11 protein-coding genes and 1 pseudogene are annotated in these 17,083 nt (G+C 72.1%); 7 read left to right on the top strand and 5 right to left on the bottom strand.

Annotated elements, in window-relative coordinates; translation table 11 throughout:
• Positions 1-34: 34 nt before the first annotated feature.
• Positions 35-406, bottom strand: a complete 372-nt coding sequence (locus AB0D29_RS25720; RefSeq protein ID WP_362857414.1) for a PPOX class F420-dependent oxidoreductase — start codon at positions 404-406, stop codon at positions 35-37.
• Between the two features lie 96 nt (positions 407-502).
• Here AB0D29_RS25720 and AB0D29_RS25715 point away from each other — a divergent pair, with 96 nt between their 5' ends.
• Positions 503-781, top strand: a complete 279-nt coding sequence (locus AB0D29_RS25715) for a hypothetical protein (RefSeq protein ID WP_362857413.1) — start codon at positions 503-505, stop codon at positions 779-781.
• A 79-nt stretch (positions 782-860) separates the two neighbouring features.
• On the opposite strand, the gene AB0D29_RS25710 is transcribed toward AB0D29_RS25715, so the two are convergent.
• The 3 genes and pseudogenes from AB0D29_RS25710 to AB0D29_RS25700 all read right to left on the bottom strand — a co-directional run.
• Positions 861-1,262, bottom strand: a complete 402-nt coding sequence (locus AB0D29_RS25710; protein ID WP_362857411.1) for a hypothetical protein — start codon at positions 1,260-1,262, stop codon at positions 861-863.
• 32 nt (positions 1,263-1,294) lie between these two features.
• Positions 1,295-1,603: a hypothetical protein gene (locus AB0D29_RS25705; protein ID WP_362857409.1), complete on the bottom strand. Its 309-nt coding sequence runs from the start codon at positions 1,601-1,603 to the stop codon at positions 1,295-1,297.
• Positions 1,604-1,650: 47 nt separating this feature from the next.
• Positions 1,651-2,088, bottom strand: a pseudogene (locus tag AB0D29_RS25700) (transposase); the annotation flags it as partial.
• On the opposite strand from AB0D29_RS25700, the gene AB0D29_RS25695 reads away from it, so the two are divergent.
• From AB0D29_RS25695 to AB0D29_RS25670, 6 genes are all read left to right on the top strand, one after another.
• Complete coding sequence (locus tag AB0D29_RS25695) at positions 2,003-2,644, top strand: zinc-ribbon domain-containing protein (protein WP_362857407.1); 642 nt, start codon at positions 2,003-2,005, stop codon at positions 2,642-2,644. The pseudogene AB0D29_RS25700 and the gene AB0D29_RS25695 overlap by 86 nt on opposite strands.
• 305 nt (positions 2,645-2,949) lie before the next feature.
• Positions 2,950-3,123, top strand: coding sequence for a hypothetical protein (locus AB0D29_RS25690; RefSeq protein ID WP_362857406.1), 174 nt, complete (start codon positions 2,950-2,952; stop codon positions 3,121-3,123).
• A 1,195-nt stretch (positions 3,124-4,318) separates the two neighbouring features.
• On the top strand, positions 4,319-7,498 hold the full coding sequence (locus AB0D29_RS25685; protein ID WP_362857404.1) for an amino acid adenylation domain-containing protein: 3,180 nt from the start codon (positions 4,319-4,321) through the stop codon (positions 7,496-7,498).
• Between the two features lie 11 nt (positions 7,499-7,509).
• On the top strand, positions 7,510-14,877 hold the full coding sequence (locus tag AB0D29_RS25680; protein WP_362857403.1) for an amino acid adenylation domain-containing protein: 7,368 nt from the start codon (positions 7,510-7,512) through the stop codon (positions 14,875-14,877).
• A 20-nt stretch (positions 14,878-14,897) separates the two neighbouring features.
• The gene (locus AB0D29_RS25675; protein WP_362857402.1) at positions 14,898-16,100 is read left to right on the top strand and encodes a hypothetical protein; all 1,203 of its coding nucleotides are present in this window, start codon (positions 14,898-14,900) and stop codon (positions 16,098-16,100) included.
• 17 nt (positions 16,101-16,117) lie between these two features.
• The gene (locus AB0D29_RS25670) at positions 16,118-16,456 is read left to right on the top strand and encodes a nuclear transport factor 2 family protein (RefSeq protein ID WP_362857401.1); all 339 of its coding nucleotides are present in this window, start codon (positions 16,118-16,120) and stop codon (positions 16,454-16,456) included.
• A gap of 135 nt (positions 16,457-16,591) precedes the next feature.
• Here AB0D29_RS25670 and AB0D29_RS25665 read toward each other — a convergent pair whose 3' ends face one another.
• Positions 16,592-17,077, bottom strand: a complete 486-nt coding sequence (locus AB0D29_RS25665; protein WP_362857399.1) for a DUF456 domain-containing protein — start codon at positions 17,075-17,077, stop codon at positions 16,592-16,594.
• Positions 17,078-17,083 lie beyond the last annotated feature (6 nt).

Below are 17,083 nucleotides of genomic sequence, written 5' to 3'. Positions count from 1 at the left end.
GGCCGGATGGTGCGCCGCCGCTCGCTCATGCCGGTCAGAGGCCCCAGGCATGGACGTGGTCGGGGTGGATGCGGATGACCTCCGGGCTGAAGTGCGGGCCGAGCTCGTGCGGGCCGGTCTCCAGCGTGGCGTGCCCGCGGATCTCGATGCCCCGGACCCGCCACGGGCTGGTGCTCACCAGGTCGTCCACCACCAGGGAGAGCCGCGGCTCGTGCCGCAGGTTGCGCCACTTCTTCGTACGGCCCATGGCCATCCCGCCCACCAGGAGGGTTCCGTCCTCCTGGGGAAAGAACCCCACCGGGTTCACCTGCGGCTGCCCGGCCGCATCTACGGTGGCCAGGCGGCCCAGGTGCTGGGACCGCAGGTACGCCGACTCCGACTCGCTGAAACCCTCGAACGCCCTCATACCCGCAAGCCTCGCACCCACCACCCCCACCCGCATCGGCCCGAGGCCCTAGCCGGGATCCCCCGAAGGTCCTAGGCGTGGAGGGATGATGCTGCCATGTCAGACAAGCCCAAGCGGCCCCTCAGCGACCTGCACCCGGGTGATCGGGTCCGAGCGACCATCACCAGCCACCAGCCATGGGGCATCACGGCGAAGCTCGACGACTACGAGCCAGTCGGCGCATCACTCGACACCATCCGCCGCGACGGCGAGCCGGGCGTGAGGCTGCTGGCGCAAGACCTGCCGCCGGTGGGAACAACGGTCGAACTGATCGTCGGCGAGCTGCGCTCGTGGCACCACGAACCGTGGGTATGGGTGGATCTCACGAGCACCTGACAGCTGCACGCAAGCCCCCGCCGTGGCGCCGGTGACCGTGCTCGCCGTGCGGCGCGGTCTTGGAGCTGGACACAGTTGCTCAGGGGCTCGACCGCGGGTTCGACGGCGAGGACTGGCTGCTGGATCCCTGGGGCTGCGGGACGGCGGGAAGGTGGACGAGTACGCCCTGAAGAAGCGCGTTCACGTAAGCGCGCGGCGGGAGGTCGTGCATGTCGATGCGGCTGGGCTGGGCGCTGATCTGTCGGTGCAGTACGTCGTCTGCGGGGTTGCGGAACTCGGCGAGCCTCTTGACGTACGCCTTGTCGGTCGTTCCCCAGGACACGTTGGCGACCACTGCCTGGAACTTGCTCTGGCCAAAGGCCGGCGGGACGTGGTCGAGGATCGCGCGCAGCAGCATCTGGCAGGCGTAGGGGTGCTCGTCGGCGTGGTTGGCGTTGAGTTCCCGGACCAGGGCCAGCAGCTTGTCCACCCGGAAAGACACCTCATGCAGTTAAGCCGTCAAGTTGACCTTGGTCATCCAGCTGCAAAGGCGGCCAGCAGGGTGTCCGCCCGGACCTCAAGTTCGGGCGTCAGGGCTCCCTTCACGGCCACCATGAGCTCGTCACCGCCGACCGCACGGGCAAGCCGAACCTCGACCTGTCGCTGCTCACCGACCAGGGGGTACGCGTACCAGCCGTCGGGCCGCTCGTCGTCGGTCCCCTCGACCGCCAGTGCCACCGTCTCCCAGTCGGTGGCATCGAAGCCGTAGCCCACGTAGTGCGACAGCAGCTCCAGGAACGACCGCAGGTTGCGTTCCCAGATCCATCCCCCAACCTCTGCCATGACTCCCCCTCCGCGCTCAGAAAGGGACAGCCTGTCATGGACCGCGATCACCCTGCCGGGGCAGGAGGGGGAAACGCGGTCGCTTCATCGAAGGGGACGCGTGCCAGGAGACAGTGGTGAAGTTGGCCGAGCATGCGGTTGAACAGGTGCCGCAGGGCCTGCATGTGCCAGTCCCCTCCTGCCCGGCGGCGCCGGTAGTGGGCGTCCGCGCCAGTGAACCGCTGAGCGAGGCGAAGGCCCCACAGGTGGCCGACGTGGTTGAGCCGGTTGTTCTTGACGAACCGGCGTCCGACGTAGCGGCGTTTGCCGGAGGCCCGGGTGATCGGGGCCGAGCCGGCGTACGCCTTCAGCCCTCCAGCCGTTGCGAACCGGGTCCGGTCGTCGCCGATCTCTCCGAGAATGCGGGCACCGACCTGGGGGCCGATCCCGGAGAAGCTCAGCATGATCGCCGCGTCCGGATGCGCCCGAAAGGCCTCCTCGGTGGCGGCATCGATCAGCTACGGCAGCAACTCACCCGTGACGTGGTGGCATCAGGTGCCGGCTGTCAGGCCGGGTACCGGAGAGTGGTACCTGACCACACATACCTGGGATCAGCCGCCCAAGAGTCGTACTGGCCTGCGAGCAAGGGGCGTCGGAGCCGCCGGCATCAACGGCTGCCCGGTGTGCAACTCTGATCTGGCCGACCAGTCGAACAGCCTCGCATCCTGGTATCCAGAACTCGCTGATCAGTGGGTCAGTGGGCCTGATGGCCGCACCCCGCAAAATACGCCAGTGGGTTCCAAGATCGAAGTGACCTGGCGGTGCATCGCCGGCAAAGGGCACCGCCACTGGACGGCGCCCCCGAACCGCCGCACCGCGAAGGCGCTACGGTCCGGTTGCGAGTTGTGCAGCGAGAACGTCTCGGCCAAGGCCACGGCCCTGTTCCACGAACTGCGAACTCACCTTCCCGCCCTCGAGCTGGAAGCCCCGATCCCGCTCGCCCCGCAGCCCGGCCGGCGTGGCAGACGGCGCTCGCGGTGCTCAAGCGCATCGAAGCACTAGGCCTTCACCCACTGCCCGATCTCTCCGCCTATGCCGAACGTGGGTCCGACGCCGCTGCAGCGGACACGGAGAAGGCCCTCTTGGGGGAGCGTTACCAGCCTCGGCGGCTCCCCAAGCCTGCGAAGGTCGCAGTCGGCCTGCGGCAGCTGAAGGATGTACCCCCACATCCGGACAGCTGGTTGGCGCCGGCCGGTCCTCCCTACGCCAACCCGAAGAAACGAGCGGGATCCCTGCGGGACTACCTCTGCAAGTGCGGAAATCTCGTCACGGGACTCAGGCAGGCAGAAGTGGCCCGCGGCGTTCCCGTGAGCTGCGGCAACCACACCGCCGAGTTCCGCGCGGCCTCCCGCAGGCGAACCGACCCGAACCTCACCAAGGCGGCACGGCGCTGGGCTGAGGACGAGGGAGTCGAGGTCAAGAACAACGGAGCCTTGGACGCCCGGGTTCTGGCCTCCTACCAGCTTCAGCTGCCCGTCTGACCAAGTACCTGGGGCCGGACAATCTCATTCCTCAGCAGGCAGTCGAGGAGTGGGCGGCAGAGCAGCAGATCGCATGGAACGCCCGGGGCCGGCTGCCCCGCGATGCTTGGCTCGACTTCGCCGGCAGCCTCCTGAAGGAACGCGCGAGATGACGCGTCGGCAGAGTCCAAGGCGTCTCGCAACCAGCTGAGGGGGACCGCCTACGTCAGCCATCGTCGCGGTGCTCAGCCATGCCAAGCCGATCGCTCACTCTCCAACTGGAGTGCCAGCAACACGTTGGCTCGGCCCCGCTCCGCAGCGCCGCAGGCTGTGGCGAATCGCGCGGCTCGCCGGCCGGGCCCTTTCGACGGGCCTGGCGGCGTGCTGGTGAGAACGCACGATCGTGGAGTCGACCGCGACCACTCCGGGCCGAGCCCCCCCCCGCCGTCGCCGCTCCTCCCGCGCGGAGCGCAGCGGCACGGCGGTTTGTTTTCGGCCACTCTGGTGTCGCGGCGAGCTTGGTTCCGGGCTTGGTGGCAGCTGGGCAAATCGGGACCCTCGTCGTCCTTCCGGGCAGGTGGGAAGGGGTGCGGCGGGCCGCCCCGGCCGCGGTCGAGGTGTGCGGCCCCCGGCCAATCGGCAGGCGGTTCGACCAGGGTCAACTCTGCCTCTGGGAGCAGTGGTTCCGCCCTGTGCCGGGCCCGGAGGGGGGTGTGCGCGCCTCTGGACGGGCGGGCTCGGGGGAGGGGGTCGGGGGGTCGGTGAGGGGGCTGCGGGTGCCGTCCGACCGCGACCGTACGGTTCACGCCGTCTCTGGCCGGCAGTCGCCGATTTCTGCTGTGCGACTGTTAAGTTGATCACGACTTATGTGACGCAGGGGGAACCGAAAATGGCGCCGCACGCCTTCCGCCAAGATGGCATGACATCTTCACCCGGCATTCATTTCTGTTGTGTCCCGCCGGAGTTCCAGGTGTGATCGCAGGCCGAACCGTCTGCTTCCCTGGCTAAGCCTTCCGATCGCCCGACAGGTACGGGATTCCCCGTGCCCTCCGATCGGCATGTCCGCTGCCCGCCCGGCCCGGCGCCCCTCGCGCGCCGGCCGCGACGGAGATGTACGCACGCAACGTCCGCCGCTGAGCCACGCCCTGATTCAGGCCATCGCCGCCCGAGTCGGGCATGTGCCGGCCCGCGGCTTCCACCGGAAAGGTCCCCTCTCATGGATACGGCGGTCCTGCCGCACCTCCGCCATCGGCTGCTCGAAGACCTGTTCACCGAACAGGTCCGCCGCAGCCCCGACGCCCTCGCCGTGATCGACGGCGACACCCGGCTGACCTACTCCGAACTGCACGAGCGCGCCGGCCTGTTGGCGGCCGGTCTCGCCGCCCGCGGCGTGGTCCGCGAGACCCTGGTCGCCATGGCCTTCCCGCGGTCGGCGGAGGCCGTGGTGTGCACCCTGGCCATCGTCCTCGCCGGGGGCGCCTACCTGCCCGTCAACCCCGGGTTCCCCGGCGAGCGCCTGCGCATGATGCTGGAGGACTGCGGGGCCGACCTGCTGGTGTGCGCGCCCGGCCTGGAGGACACGCTGGCCCCGGCGGTCCCGGAGGGGATGCGGACCGTCACCCCGCAGGAGCTGGTCGCCGAGGCCCGGCTCGCCGGCCGGACCGCGCCGACCGCCGCCGCGCCGCGGCCGCAGGACCGCTCCCCGCTGGCGTACGTGATGTTCACGTCCGGATCCACCGGTCGCCCCAAGGGGGTGCTGGTGGAACAGTCCGGCATCGTCCGGCTGGTCAGGGACAGCGACTTCTACCGTTTCACTCCGCAGGACCGGCTGCTGCTGACCGGGGCCCTGGAGTTCGACGCCGCGACCTTCGAGATCTGGGGCTGCCTCCTCAACGGGGCGACGCTGTGCGTGGCGGACACCGAGACGCTGCTCGTCGCCTCCGCCCTGAAGGAGACCCTGCGCGAGCACGCGGTCTCCGTGATGTGGATGACCGCGCCGCTCTTCAACCAGACGGTGGACACCGATCCCGAGGTCTTCGCCGGCCTGGGCGCCGTCCTCGTCGGCGGCGACGTGCTCTCGGTACGGCACGTGCGCGCCCTGCAGGCCGCGCATCCGGGCCTGCGGATCATCAACGGCTACGGCCCCACCGAGAACACCACCTTCACCACCACCCACGAGATCGGGACCGACGAGCCCGGTGCCTTCCCGATCGGCCGTCCCGTCGCGGGCACCACCGTGCTCGTCCTCGACGCGTCCGGCGCCGAGGTGCCGCCGGGTGCGCAGGGCGAGCTCTACACCGGCGGGTCCGGGCTGGCCCGCGGCTACCTGGGCAGCCCCGAGCTCACGGCGCAGCGGTTCGTCACCATCGGCGGTGAGCGGTACTACCGCACCGGCGACCGCGTCAGCACCGACGCGCAGGGCCTGCTGCACTTCCACGGCCGCGTCGACGACCAGGTCAAGATCCGCGGCCACCGGGTGGAGGTCAAGGAGGTCGAGGCGGTCCTGCTGGGCTGCCCCGGCGTCCGGGACGCCTGTGTGACCGTAGCCTCCGACGAGGGCGGCAAGCACCTCGTGGGACACGTCGTCCTCGCGGACGGTGCCACCGCGGCCGGGGTGGGCGAGGAGCTCGCCGCGCGCCTGCCCGAGTACCTGCGGCCCGACCACCTCGTGGTCATGGACCGGCTGCCGCTCAACGCCAACGGCAAGGTGGACAAGGCCGCGCTCCCGTCGCCCGCCCAGGCCGGCCGCGCCACCGCCCCCGACGGCTCCGCCCCCGACGGCTCCGCCCTCGCGGCCCTGCCTCCAGGCATGCGCCCGCTCGCCGTGCTGTGGGACACCGTGCTGCGCCTGAACGGACGGGCCCTCACCCCGCAGGACGACTTCTTCGCCCTCGGCGGCAACTCCCTCTCCGTCGGCGCGCTCATCGGCCGGCTCGCCACCCGGGACGGCATCCGGCTCCCCTTCCGCGAGGTGTTCGAACACCGCACCCTCGCGGCGATGACGGAGGCCGTCGGCCGGTACGCCGCCGCACCCGCCTCCGCGCCCGGGCCGGCCTGGCCGCCCGCCCACGTACCCGAGGGAACGCCCACCGTGCTGCACCCGCAGCAGCACGGCATGCACACCCACGCCCAGGTCGCCCCGGCCTCGGTCGCCTACAACGTCCCGCTGCGGGTGGACCTCGACGGCCGGCTCACCCCCGCGGAGGTCCGGTCCGCGCTCACCGAGCTGGTACGCCGGCACGACGCCCTGCGCACCCGGTTCCGCACCACCCCGGACGGGGTCCGCCAGGAGGTCCGGCCGGCCGGGCCGGTCCACCTCACGGAGTCCGACCTCGCCGCCCATCCGGACGACGCCCGGGTCCTGGCCGACTTCGTACGCCCCTTCGAGCTGGGCACGGGGCCCCTGCTGCGGGCCCTGCTGGTGCGGCTCGACGACACCCGGCACCGGCTCTACCTCGACGTCCACCACATCGTCTTCGACGGGGTCTCCCTGCGCATCCTCGCCGAGGAGCTCGCGGAGCTGCTCTCGGGCGGACCGCTGGCCGAGCCCAAGTGGGGCTACGCGCAGGCCTCCCGGTGGTTCGCCGACCGGCTGGCCGACGGCTCGCACGCGGCGGACGAGCGCTACTGGCTCGGCGTGCTCGCCGACCCGCCCCGGCTCGAACTGCCCACCGACCACCCCCGCCCGCCCGTGCGCGCGGAGGCCGGTGCCGTGGAGCGGCTGCCCCTGACCCCGGAGCGGGCCGAGGCCGTCGCCCGGATCGCCGCCGCCTCGTCCACCACCCCGTACGCGGTGCTGCTGACCGCCTACACCGCCGCGCTGATGCGGCTGTCCGGACAGCGCGACGTGGTGTGCGGCAGCCCCATGAGCGGCCGGGTCCACCCCGAGGTCGAGCAGGTCGTCGGCATGTTCGTCAACACCGCGGCCCTGCGGCTGAGCGTGCCCGAAACGGCCACCCTCGCCGACCTGCTGACCGTCGCGCACGACCGCCACCAGGAGGCCCTGGAGCACCAGTCGTTCCCCTTCGACCAGGTCGTCGCCGGGCTCCGGCCGGAGCGGGACACCTCCCGGCTGCCGCTGGTCGACGCCTTCTTCGCCCTGCAGAACATCGACTTCCACACCGTCGCCCGGGAGGGCGTACGGGCCGACGTGCACCTGCTGCACACCGGCACGTGCCGGTTCGACCTGAACCTCCAGGCGTTCCAGCGGCCCCAGGGCATCGTGCTCGAACTCGAGTACAGCACCGCCCTGTTCGCCGCGTCATCCGCGCAGTACCTGCTCGACAGTGTGGCCGGGCTCATCGACGATCTCGACCGCTCGCCGCACGCCCCGCTGTCCGGCCGGGTGGAGCAACCCACGACGGATACCTCCGCCCACGCCGACTTCACCTTCTAGAAGGACCTCGAATGACCAGCGCACTTCAGGCCCAGCAAGCACTCCTCGCCCACCCCGCGCAGCAGGAGTACTGGGAGACCCGCAGACAGAACTGGACGGAGCCGGTCCAGGTCATCCGTGACCACCTGCGCCCCGGCGCGGGCGAGCCCCGGACGGCCGCAGTCACCCTCGACGCCGCCACCGTCACCGCCGTGGACCGCATCACCTCCGGTGACGCCGTCCTGCTGCGCACCGTCGCCGCCACGGCCCTGTCTCTCCTGGTGGCCCGTACCACCGACCGGGACGACGTGGTCGTCTTCGTGCCCGCGCCGCCCGCCCCGGCCGCGGCCCCGGGCGCCGTACGCAACCGCGCCCTCCCGCTCGACGTCCGCCTCCCGGCCGGCGCCGAGGCCAAGGACGTGCTCCGTGCCGTCCGCGCGGCCTACCTGGAGGCCGCCGGGAACCTCGACGTACCCGTCGCGCACATCCTGGAGCGCGGCGACAGCCTTCCCACGGACTTCATGATCGCCGTGGACGGTGACCTCGGCCCCGAGGACGCCGAACGGGCGGGCACCCCCCTGCTGTTCACGCTCACCACCGGTACGGACCGGGCCCGCGTCGGCCTGCGCTACGACCCCACCCTCTTCACCGACGAGACCGCCGGCCGGCTGCTGGACACGTACCGCACCCTGCTGCACACCCTCACCACCGCCCCCGCGACGACCACCGACGAGCTGCGCGCGCCCTCCGCCGCCGACCTCGCCCTCATCGCCGGATTCAACGACACCGACGCGCCCTTCCCCGAGGACCGGCTGCTGCACTCCTTCCTGGAGCAGGGCGCCCGCGAGCACGGCGAACGCATCGCAGTCGCCGACGGCCCGGGCACCACCTACGCCCGCCTCAACGCCGACGCCAACCGGCTGGCCCGGACGCTGCGCGAGCGCGGCGTCGGCGCCGGCAGCATCGTCGGGGTCTGCGTGCCCCGCTCCGCGGCCATGCTCACCGCCATCTACGCGGTGCTCAAGGCGGGCGGCGCCTACCTGCCGATCGACCCCACCCTGCCGGACAACCGCATCCAGTACCTGCTGGACCACAGCGGGACCGGCCTGGTGCTGGCCACCTCCGAGACCGCGGGCGTCCTCGGCGACCGGCCCGTCCTCGACGTCACGGACCCGGCGGACCTGGCCGCGGACGACAGCGACCTCGACCCCGTCACCGGCCCCGGCGACGCCTGCTACGTGATCTACACCTCGGGTTCGACCGGCAAGCCCAAGGGCGTCGTCGTCGAACACCGCGCCATCGTCAACCGGCTGTGGTGGATGCAGCGCGGCTACCCCCTCGGGCCGGACGACATCATCCTGCACAAGACGCCGTTCACCTTCGACGTGTCGGTGTGGGAGATCTTCTGGTGGTCCCTGGCGGGCGCGGCCGTCGCCACCCTGCCCAACGGCGCCGAGCGGGACCCGGCGCGCATCGCGGACCGGATCGCCGAGAGCCGGGCCACCACCATGCACTTCGTCCCCAGCATGCTGCACGCCTTCCTCACCTACACCCAGGCGTCGGGCACCTCCGGCAGCCTCGGCACGCTGCGCCGGGTGTTCGCCAGCGGCGAGGCGCTCGCCGCCGCCCACGTGGAGCTGTTCCACACCGCCCTCCCGCAGACCCTGCTGGCCAACCTCTACGGGCCCACCGAGGCGGCCGTCGACGTCAGCTGGTTCAACTGCGACACCCTCGACTCCACCCGCTCGGTGCCGATCGGCCGCCCCATCGACAACATCCGGCTGATCGTCCGCACCCGGGACGGGCGCATCGCCCCCCTGGGCGTCCCCGGCGAACTGTGCATCTCCGGCGTCGGCCTGGCCCGCGGCTACCTGCACGCCCCCGAACTGACGGCGGACCGGTTCGTGACCGGCCCCGAAGGCTTCGGCCGCATCTACCGCACCGGTGACCTGGCGCGCTGGCTGCCCGGCGGCATCCTGGAATACCTCGGCCGGCTCGACACCCAGGTGAAGATCCGCGGCTACCGGATCGAACTCGGCGAGATCGAACACCTGGCGAGCGGCGCGCCCGGCGTCACCGAGTGCGCCGTCACGGCCGTCGAGGGCGACCGCGGCGAAAAGGCCCTGTGCGCCTACGTCGTCGCGGGCCCGGACTTCGACGAAGCGGCCCTGCGGGTGGCGCTCGCCGCCGAACTGCCCTCGTACATGGTGCCGCAGTTCTTCGTCACCGTCCCCGCCATCCCGACCAACCACAACGGCAAGCGCGACGTCTCCGCCCTGCCCAAGCCCCGTCAGCAGGACGACTCCGCGCGGGAGTTCACCGAGCCGGCCACCGAGGTCGAACGGCTGCTCGCCGCGATCTGGAGCGACGCCCTCGGGGTGACCCGGGTCGGCGCCCGCGACAGCTTCTTCGCCCTGGGCGGTGACTCCATCCTCGCCATCCGGGTGGTGGCCGCACTGCGCCAGGCCGGGTACGAGGTGTCGGTCGGCGAGGTCTTCGCCCACCAGGTGCTGTCCGACCTGGCCGCCGTGGTCCGCCCGGCCGAGCCCGCCGCCGCGGACGGGGCCGCCGCACCCGCCGACGCCGAACCGGTCCGCGCGTGGCCGGCCTCCGCCCTCCAGCAGGGCATGATCTACCACAGCAGCCTCGAACCGGACGTCCCCGTCTACCACGACATCTTCCGCTACCACGTGGACGTGCCGCGCCTCGACGAGCCCGAACTCATCGCCGCGTGGAGCGACCTGGCGCAGCGGCACCCCGTACTCCGGGCCCGTTTCGACCTGGAGTCCTTCGACCGGCCGCACATGGTCGTCGAGGAGACCCCGAACCCGCCCGCCGCGGTCGTGGACCTGCGCACCGAGGCCGATCCGCTCGCCGCCGTCGCCGCCTGGGCCGAGGCCGAGAAGGGCCGCCCCGTCGACCCGGCCGGCCCCGGACCCGCGTACCGCGCACGGTTCTTCCTGACCGGCACCGACCGCGTCGTCCTCGGACTGAGCTTCCACCACGCCATCCTCGACGGCTGGAGCGTCGCCTCCCTGGTCGAGGAGTGGGTACGCGGCTACGGCGACCGGCTGGCCGGACGCACCACCGCCGCGGCCCCCGTACCCGCCCTGCAGAGCCGCTACGCCGAACTGGAGGACGCCGCCGAACGCGACCCGGCGCAGCGGGAGTTCTGGACCACGGAACTGGCCGGCAGCCAGCTCACCGAGGTCCCGAGGCTGGGCGAGGGCGCCCGCGGACAGCAGCCGGCCGCCGAAGTCGTCGTCAGCGCCCGCCCGCTCGACGACGGCCTGCTCGCCGCGCTGCGCGAGCGCGCCACCCAGTGGTCGGTGCCGCTCAAGAGCGTGTTCCTCGCCGCGCACCTGCGCGTGCAGTCCCTGATAGCCAACCAGTACGACGTCACCACCGGCCTCGTCGCGAACGGCCGCCCCGAGGTCGAGGACGCCGAGCACGCCCTGGGCATGTTCCTCAACACCCTGCCCTTCCGGCTGCGGCTGGACCCCGAGCAGAGCTGGCGGTGGCTGGCCGAGCGCTGCTTCGAGCTGGAACAGCGCGTCCAGCCGCACCGCTGGTACCCGCTGCCCGCCATCCAGAAGCTGCACGGGGGCCCGGCCTTCGACGTGCTCTTCAACTTCACCAACTTCCACGTGCACCAGCGGGACGCCGCGCACGCGCCGGACGCGCGGGACCGGGAGCCGGCTGTCGTCTCGGTGGACTACTTCGAGCAGACCAACGCCCCGCTCGTGGTGTACGTCGGGGCCAACGCCTACGAAGGCGGCTGGGAGTACCGCATCGGCTACGACCCCGGCCAGTTCGCCGCCGAGCAGATCGACCGCTACCTCGGCTATTACCTGGGCTGCTTCCAGGCCCTCGCGGCCGGCGGCGACACCGCCTGGACGGACACCGTCCCGCTGTCCGAGGCCGAGCGGGCCGAGCTGCTGCCCGCGCCCGCCCGCCCGGCGACGCCCGAACTCGAAGGCCACCGCACCCTGGTGGACCGGTTCGAGGCGATGGCCGCCAAGCACGCCGACGCCACCGCCGTCACCTGCGACGGCCGCACCCTGACGTACCGGGAACTGGACCGCCGGGCCAACGCCCTCGCCCACCGGTTCGCCGAGCGCGGCGTCCGCCCCGGCGACCTCGTCGCCCTCGCCCTGGACCGCGACCTGGAAATGGTCCTCTCGATCCTGGCCACCCTCAAGGCCGGCGCCGTCTACGTGCCCATCGATCCCGGCTACCCCGAGGACCGCATCCGTACGACCGTCGAGGACGCCGACGTCCGGCTGATCGTCGCCACCCCCGAGGTGTGCGGCCTCTTCCCGGAACGCGCCACCATCGCCGGCACCGCCGAGGCGCTCGCCGCACTCGTCGGCGACGGCACCGACCAGGCCCCCGGACACACCCTGACCGCGGAGTCCCCGGCCTACGTCATCTACACCTCCGGTTCCACCGGCCGCCCCAAGGGCGTGCTGGTCACCCACGGCAACGTGCTGCGCCTGTTCGGCGCGACCGAGCACTGGTACGGCTTCGGCGAGGACGACACCTGGTCGCTGTTCCACTCCTTCGCCTTCGACTTCTCGGTGTGGGAGCTGTGGGGCGCGCTGCTGTACGGCGGCCGCCTCGTCGTGGTCCCGTACTGGGTGAGCCGCTCGGTGGAGGACTTCGCCGACCTGCTCGTCACCGAGGGCGTGACCGTCCTCAACCAGACGCCGTCCGCGTTCACCCAGGTCAAGCACGCGATCATGGCGCGGGCCGGGCGGGAGGACATCCGCCTGCGCCACGTCGTCTTCGGCGGCGAGGCCCTGGACTTCGCCTCGCTCACCGACTGGTTCGCCCACTTCGGCGACTCCCGGCCGCAGCTGGTCAACATGTACGGCATCACCGAGACCACCGTGCACGTCACCCACCGCCCGGTGACCGCGGCCGACACCACCGCCCCGGGCAGCATGATCGGCGAGCCCATTCCGGACCTCGGCATGTACCTGCTGGACCCCGCCGGCCGCCCGGTCCCCGTGGGCACCACCGGCGAACTCGTCGTGACCGGCGCCGGAGTGGCCCTCGGCTACCTCGGCCGACCCGAGGAGAACGCCAAGCGGTTCGTCGAACTCGACCTCGGCCACGGCCCCGTCCGGGCCTACCGCTCCGGCGACCTGGCCCGCAGGATGCCGGGCGGCGAGGTCGAGTACCTCGGCCGCGGCGACGCACAGGTCAAGATCCAGGGCTACCGCATCGAGACGGGCGACATCGAGGCCGCGCTGACCTCCCACCCGGGCGTCGACTCCTCCCTGGTGCTGGCCTTCACCCGGCGCACCGGGGGCAAGGCCCTGGCCGGGTACTACGTGCCCGCGTCCGGCGCCCCCATCGACCCCGCGGAGCTGCGCGCCCACCTCGCCGACCGGCTGCCCGGGTACATGGTGCCCAGCTTCCTGATCGAGGTGGAGCAGTGGCCCCTGACCATCAACGGCAAGACCGACCGGCGGGCCCTGCCCGATCCGGAGGAGCACCTGGCCGCGGCCGCCCACGCGTACGCCGCACCGCGTGACGACGCGGAGACCCGACTGGCCGCCGTCTGGCAGGAGGTCCTGGGCGTGCCCAGGGTCGGCGTCGACGACACCTACCACGGCCTCGGCGGTGACTCACTGCAGGGCATCCGGCTGGTCGGGGCCCTGCGCAGGGCCGGCTTCGAGGTGGCGCTGAACGACCTGTTCCGCGTCCAGACCATCCGCGCCCTCAGCGACCAGGGCCTCATCGGCCGGGCCGCCGCGCCCAGCGCCGACGCCGCCCCCAGCCGTCCCTTCGACCTGCTCCCCGCGGAGGACCGGGACGCGGTCCCGGCCGGGGTGGCGGACGCCTACCCGGCGACCCGGCTCCAGCTGGGCATGATCTTCCACACGGAGACCGATCCCGCCCAGGCCGTCTTCCACGACCTGATCCGCTACCGCATCGACCTCCCCTTCGACCAGGCGGTGCTCCAGGACCTCCTGGCCGCCATGGTCGACGAGCACGAGATCCTCAAGACCTCCTTCGCCCTCACCGGGTACAGCGTGCCCCTGCAGCTCGTGCACGCGCGGGGACAGGTCAACCTCACCGTCCACGACCTCGCCCACCTGGGCACGTCCGCCCGCGACGCCGCCGTCGACGCCTGGTTCGAAGCGGAGAAGAGCACCGGCTTCGTGTGGAGCGCGCCCACGCAGATGCGCTTCTTCGTACACCGGGCGTCCGCGGACTCCTTCCACCTGTCGGTCAGCTTCCACCACGCCGTCATCGACGGCTGGAGCTTCTCCGGGCTGATGGCCCGGCTGCTGGAGGACTACCGCCGGGTGCTCGCCGGACAGCCGCGCACCGCGCCGGCGCCCGCGCCGCTCGCCTACCGCGACTACGTGGCCCTGGAGCTGGCCGCCCAGCACGACAGCGCCGCACGCGCCTACTGGACCGGCCTCCTGGAGGGCGCCGCCTACACCAAGCTGCCGCGCCTGCCCGAACCCGGCGCCCGCTGGGCGGAGGCCGAGCTGCTGCTCGACGAGTCGCGCTACGCGCGGCTGTCCGAGCTCGCCGCCCGCCACCAGGTGTCCGTCAAGGACGTCTGCCTGGCCGCCCACTTCCGGGCCCTGTCGCTCATCACCGGCACCGAGGACGTCACCACCGGCGTCTTCGGCCACGGCCGGCCCGAGCACATGGACGCCGAGCGCATGGTGGGACTGTTCCTGAACATCGTGCCCCTGCGCGCCCGCACCGGGGGCTCCTGGCCGGAGCTCCTGGCCGACGTCAACCGCATCGGTCACGAGCACCTGCCGCACCGGCGCTACGCGTACGCCTCCATCCAGCAGGCCATGGGCGGCCGGCGCCTGGTGGAGACGGCGTTCAACTTCGTCAACTTCAGCGCCTACGCCGACCAGCTCGGCGCGGACGGCGGAGCGGTCATCGGCGACCTGAAGTGGTTCGAGCACTCGGACTTCGCACTGCTCGTCACCTTCAACGCCGACCTGTTCACGCGCCGGATGCGGGTCAACTTCAACGCCGCGGCCTCCGTTCTCGGCCGGGCGGCGGTACGGGACGTCGCCGAGGTCTACGAGGCGGTCCTGGCGGAACTGCTCGGCGACGAGGCGGCCGGCAGCCGCACCGCCGGCCCGCTCGCGCGGCTGCCCCGACCGGCGCACGAGGCCCCCGACGGCTACGACCGCGGCAACGCGGCGCTGCCGGACCGGGTCGAGGGCGTGGAACACATCGACCCCGCGGCGCTGGACGCGCTCGTCACCAGGATCTGCGGGGAGCGGGACGCCGTCGGCGAGCTGGACTCGCTGACCGCGCTGCGGCTGGCCACGGCCGTCCGCGACACCTTCGGCGTCAGCGTGCCGCTGCGCCTGCTGCTCGACGGCGGCGTCGCCGTCCTGGGCCGGTGAAACCGGTGAAGGACACGATGATGCGTGCGACGTTCTCGACGATCCTGCTGAGCTCGCTCGGCTCGACGGTGCTGTGGCTGCTCCTGGTGCCCAGCTTCGCGGCCCAGACCCAGTCCGACTCGCTGGTGGGGCTGCTGGGCATGGAGCGCCAGGTGCTGGGCGTGGTGGGCGCCCTGCTGGTCGGCGTATGGGCCGACCGCGGGCTGATCCACCGTAAGTTCGCCCTGCTCCAGGGCCTCCAGCTGGTCCTGGCGGTCGTGTTCCTGCTCACGACCTGGCTGGGCACGGCCGGCCCGGACTTCGTCCTGGTGTGGACGGCGGTCCGGTTCGCCCTGGTGGGCGCGAGCTCGGTGCTGGCCTACCGGCTGCTCGCCGACGCCTCCGGTTCCAGCTCGCAGGGCGCGGTACTGCAGATGGTGACCTCACCGCAGGGCGCCATGGTGTTCGCCGCCGTGATCTGCGCGGCCGTACCGGCCTGGACCTCCCGGACCCTCGTGGTGGCGCTCGTCTTCGACCTCGCCGCCTCCGTCCTGGTGCTGTCGCTGCTGGCCCGCCGGCTGGAGCGGCGCGGGGCCACGGACACGGGCGGGTTCGACCTCGGCTGGGGCAACGTCCTCGCCCGCGGGGCGGACGCCGTCAAGAGCTACTGGCTGCCCCAGCTCTGGCCGTGGAACCTGCTCCAGATCGGCTTCCTGGTCAGCCTCTCCGGAATGATGGTCTACGCGAGCGTGCTCGCCGAGGCCCAGGACCTGGTGCCGACCGGGATCGCCTTCTCCGGTGCGTGGTTCTTCTACGGCCTCGCGTTCTGGGTGACGGCACCGCTGCTGCGCCGGCCCGCCCTCGCGCAGCGCTGGGCACTGGTCTTCGCCGCGGTCCTGACCGGCTGCGGCGTGGTCAGCGCGGTGTCGGGCCGGTCCGCCTTCGCCGTGCACATGGCCCTGTACGTGGTGCTGACCTTCGTCAACGCCTACTGGATCCACTTCACCAATGCCCGGATCCTGGAGCCGGCCCCGGTGGACCGGCTCGGCCAGGTCCGGGCGAGCATGATCTTCTATCTGGGTGTGGTGTTCGGCCTCGGTGAGCAGTTCGTCGGCCTGCTGCTGGAGATCCCCTCCGGTCTGCTGCTGGTCGACATGCTGCACGTGGCCGGTGGCATCGCACTGGCGGGCGCGCTGCTCGTCATCCGTACACGCTCCCGCCGCACCCTGGTGCCGGCGGGATGAGGAAAGGAACTCGCCGGATGTCTCCGGAGGAGATCGTCGACGGCCAGCTCGCCGCGTACAACGCGCGTGACCTGGAGGGTTTTCTCGGCTTCTACGTGAAGGACGTGCCGGTGCACGCCTTCCCGTCGGATGAGGTGATGGCCGACCGCTCGGGTCCGGCGTTCGAGGAGCGCTACGCCGCCCTCTTCGAGTCCAGCCCCGACCTGCACGCGGAGCTCGTCTCCCGCGTCGTGCACGGCCGCATCGTGATCGACCAGGAACGCGTCACCGGCTTCATGGGCGGCGAGGCCCGATCGGCCGTCGCGATGTACGAGGTCGGCCCGGACCGCATCGAGAAGGTGTGGTTCGTGGTCTGACGACAGGTCCGGCGGCGGCCGCGGGCGACCTGACGGCGCCGCGGCCGCCCCGGGGCGTCGGGGAGAGCGGGATCGAAGCTCTCCCCGACGCCTTCGCGTCCTCCAGGTCCTTCGCGTCCTCCGGGCCCGCCACGGCTACGCGCCCGCCACCACCGCGCCCGCCCACGCCCCCACCACCAGCAGGCACGCGAACAGCTCCACCAGCACGCTCGTCCCCACCGCCCGCATCACCGCCCGCACCGACGCCAACGCCTCCCCGTGTGCTCCCAGGCGCAGCCGCTCGCAGAGGTAGATGCCGCCCACGAAGCCCGGGACCGCCCCCAGTACGGGGATCAGGACGAAGCCCAGTACCGCGCCCGCCCCCGCGAACACCGCCATCCGGGGAGTGACCCCCAGCCCCCGCACCCGCCGCGGCGGCAGCTGCCACTTCACCACCTGGACCACCAGCAGCAGGGCCGTCGCCGAGACGAGCAGGGACCACGCCAGGGCCGACCGCACGTGCAGCGCCCACCACAGCAGCCCCGCCCACACCAGCCAGGTGCCCGGCACGCCCGGGACCAGCACCCCCACCACCCCGAGCAGCAGCACCAGCCCCACCAGGAGCAGCTGAGGCAGATCCATCTGCCC

Origin of the sequence: Streptomyces sp. NPDC048424 (assembly GCF_040651555.1) — a bacterium.
Classification (GTDB): domain Bacteria; phylum Actinomycetota; class Actinomycetes; order Streptomycetales; family Streptomycetaceae; genus Streptomyces.
The sequence above is the reverse complement of the archived record's forward strand: the minus strand, read 5'-3'. Positions and strand labels throughout refer to the sequence as shown.

Coding starts and splice junctions, on each gene's coding strand:
- AB0D29_RS25720 (WP_362857414.1), bottom strand. CDS start 406: ATGAGGGCGTTCGAGGGTTTCAGCGAGTCGGAGTCGGCGTACCTGCGG.
- AB0D29_RS25715 (WP_362857413.1), top strand. CDS start 503: ATGTCAGACAAGCCCAAGCGGCCCCTCAGCGACCTGCACCCGGGTGAT.
- AB0D29_RS25705 (WP_362857409.1), bottom strand. CDS start 1,603: ATGGCAGAGGTTGGGGGATGGATCTGGGAACGCAACCTGCGGTCGTTC.
- AB0D29_RS25695 (WP_362857407.1), top strand. CDS start 2,003: ATGCGGGCACCGACCTGGGGGCCGATCCCGGAGAAGCTCAGCATGATC.
- AB0D29_RS25685 (WP_362857404.1), top strand. CDS start 4,319: ATGGATACGGCGGTCCTGCCGCACCTCCGCCATCGGCTGCTCGAAGAC.
- AB0D29_RS25680 (WP_362857403.1), top strand. CDS start 7,510: ATGACCAGCGCACTTCAGGCCCAGCAAGCACTCCTCGCCCACCCCGCG.
- AB0D29_RS25675 (WP_362857402.1), top strand. CDS start 14,898: ATGCGTGCGACGTTCTCGACGATCCTGCTGAGCTCGCTCGGCTCGACG.
- AB0D29_RS25670 (WP_362857401.1), top strand. CDS start 16,118: ATGTCTCCGGAGGAGATCGTCGACGGCCAGCTCGCCGCGTACAACGCG.
- AB0D29_RS25665 (WP_362857399.1), bottom strand. CDS start 17,077: ATGGATCTGCCTCAGCTGCTCCTGGTGGGGCTGGTGCTGCTGCTCGGG.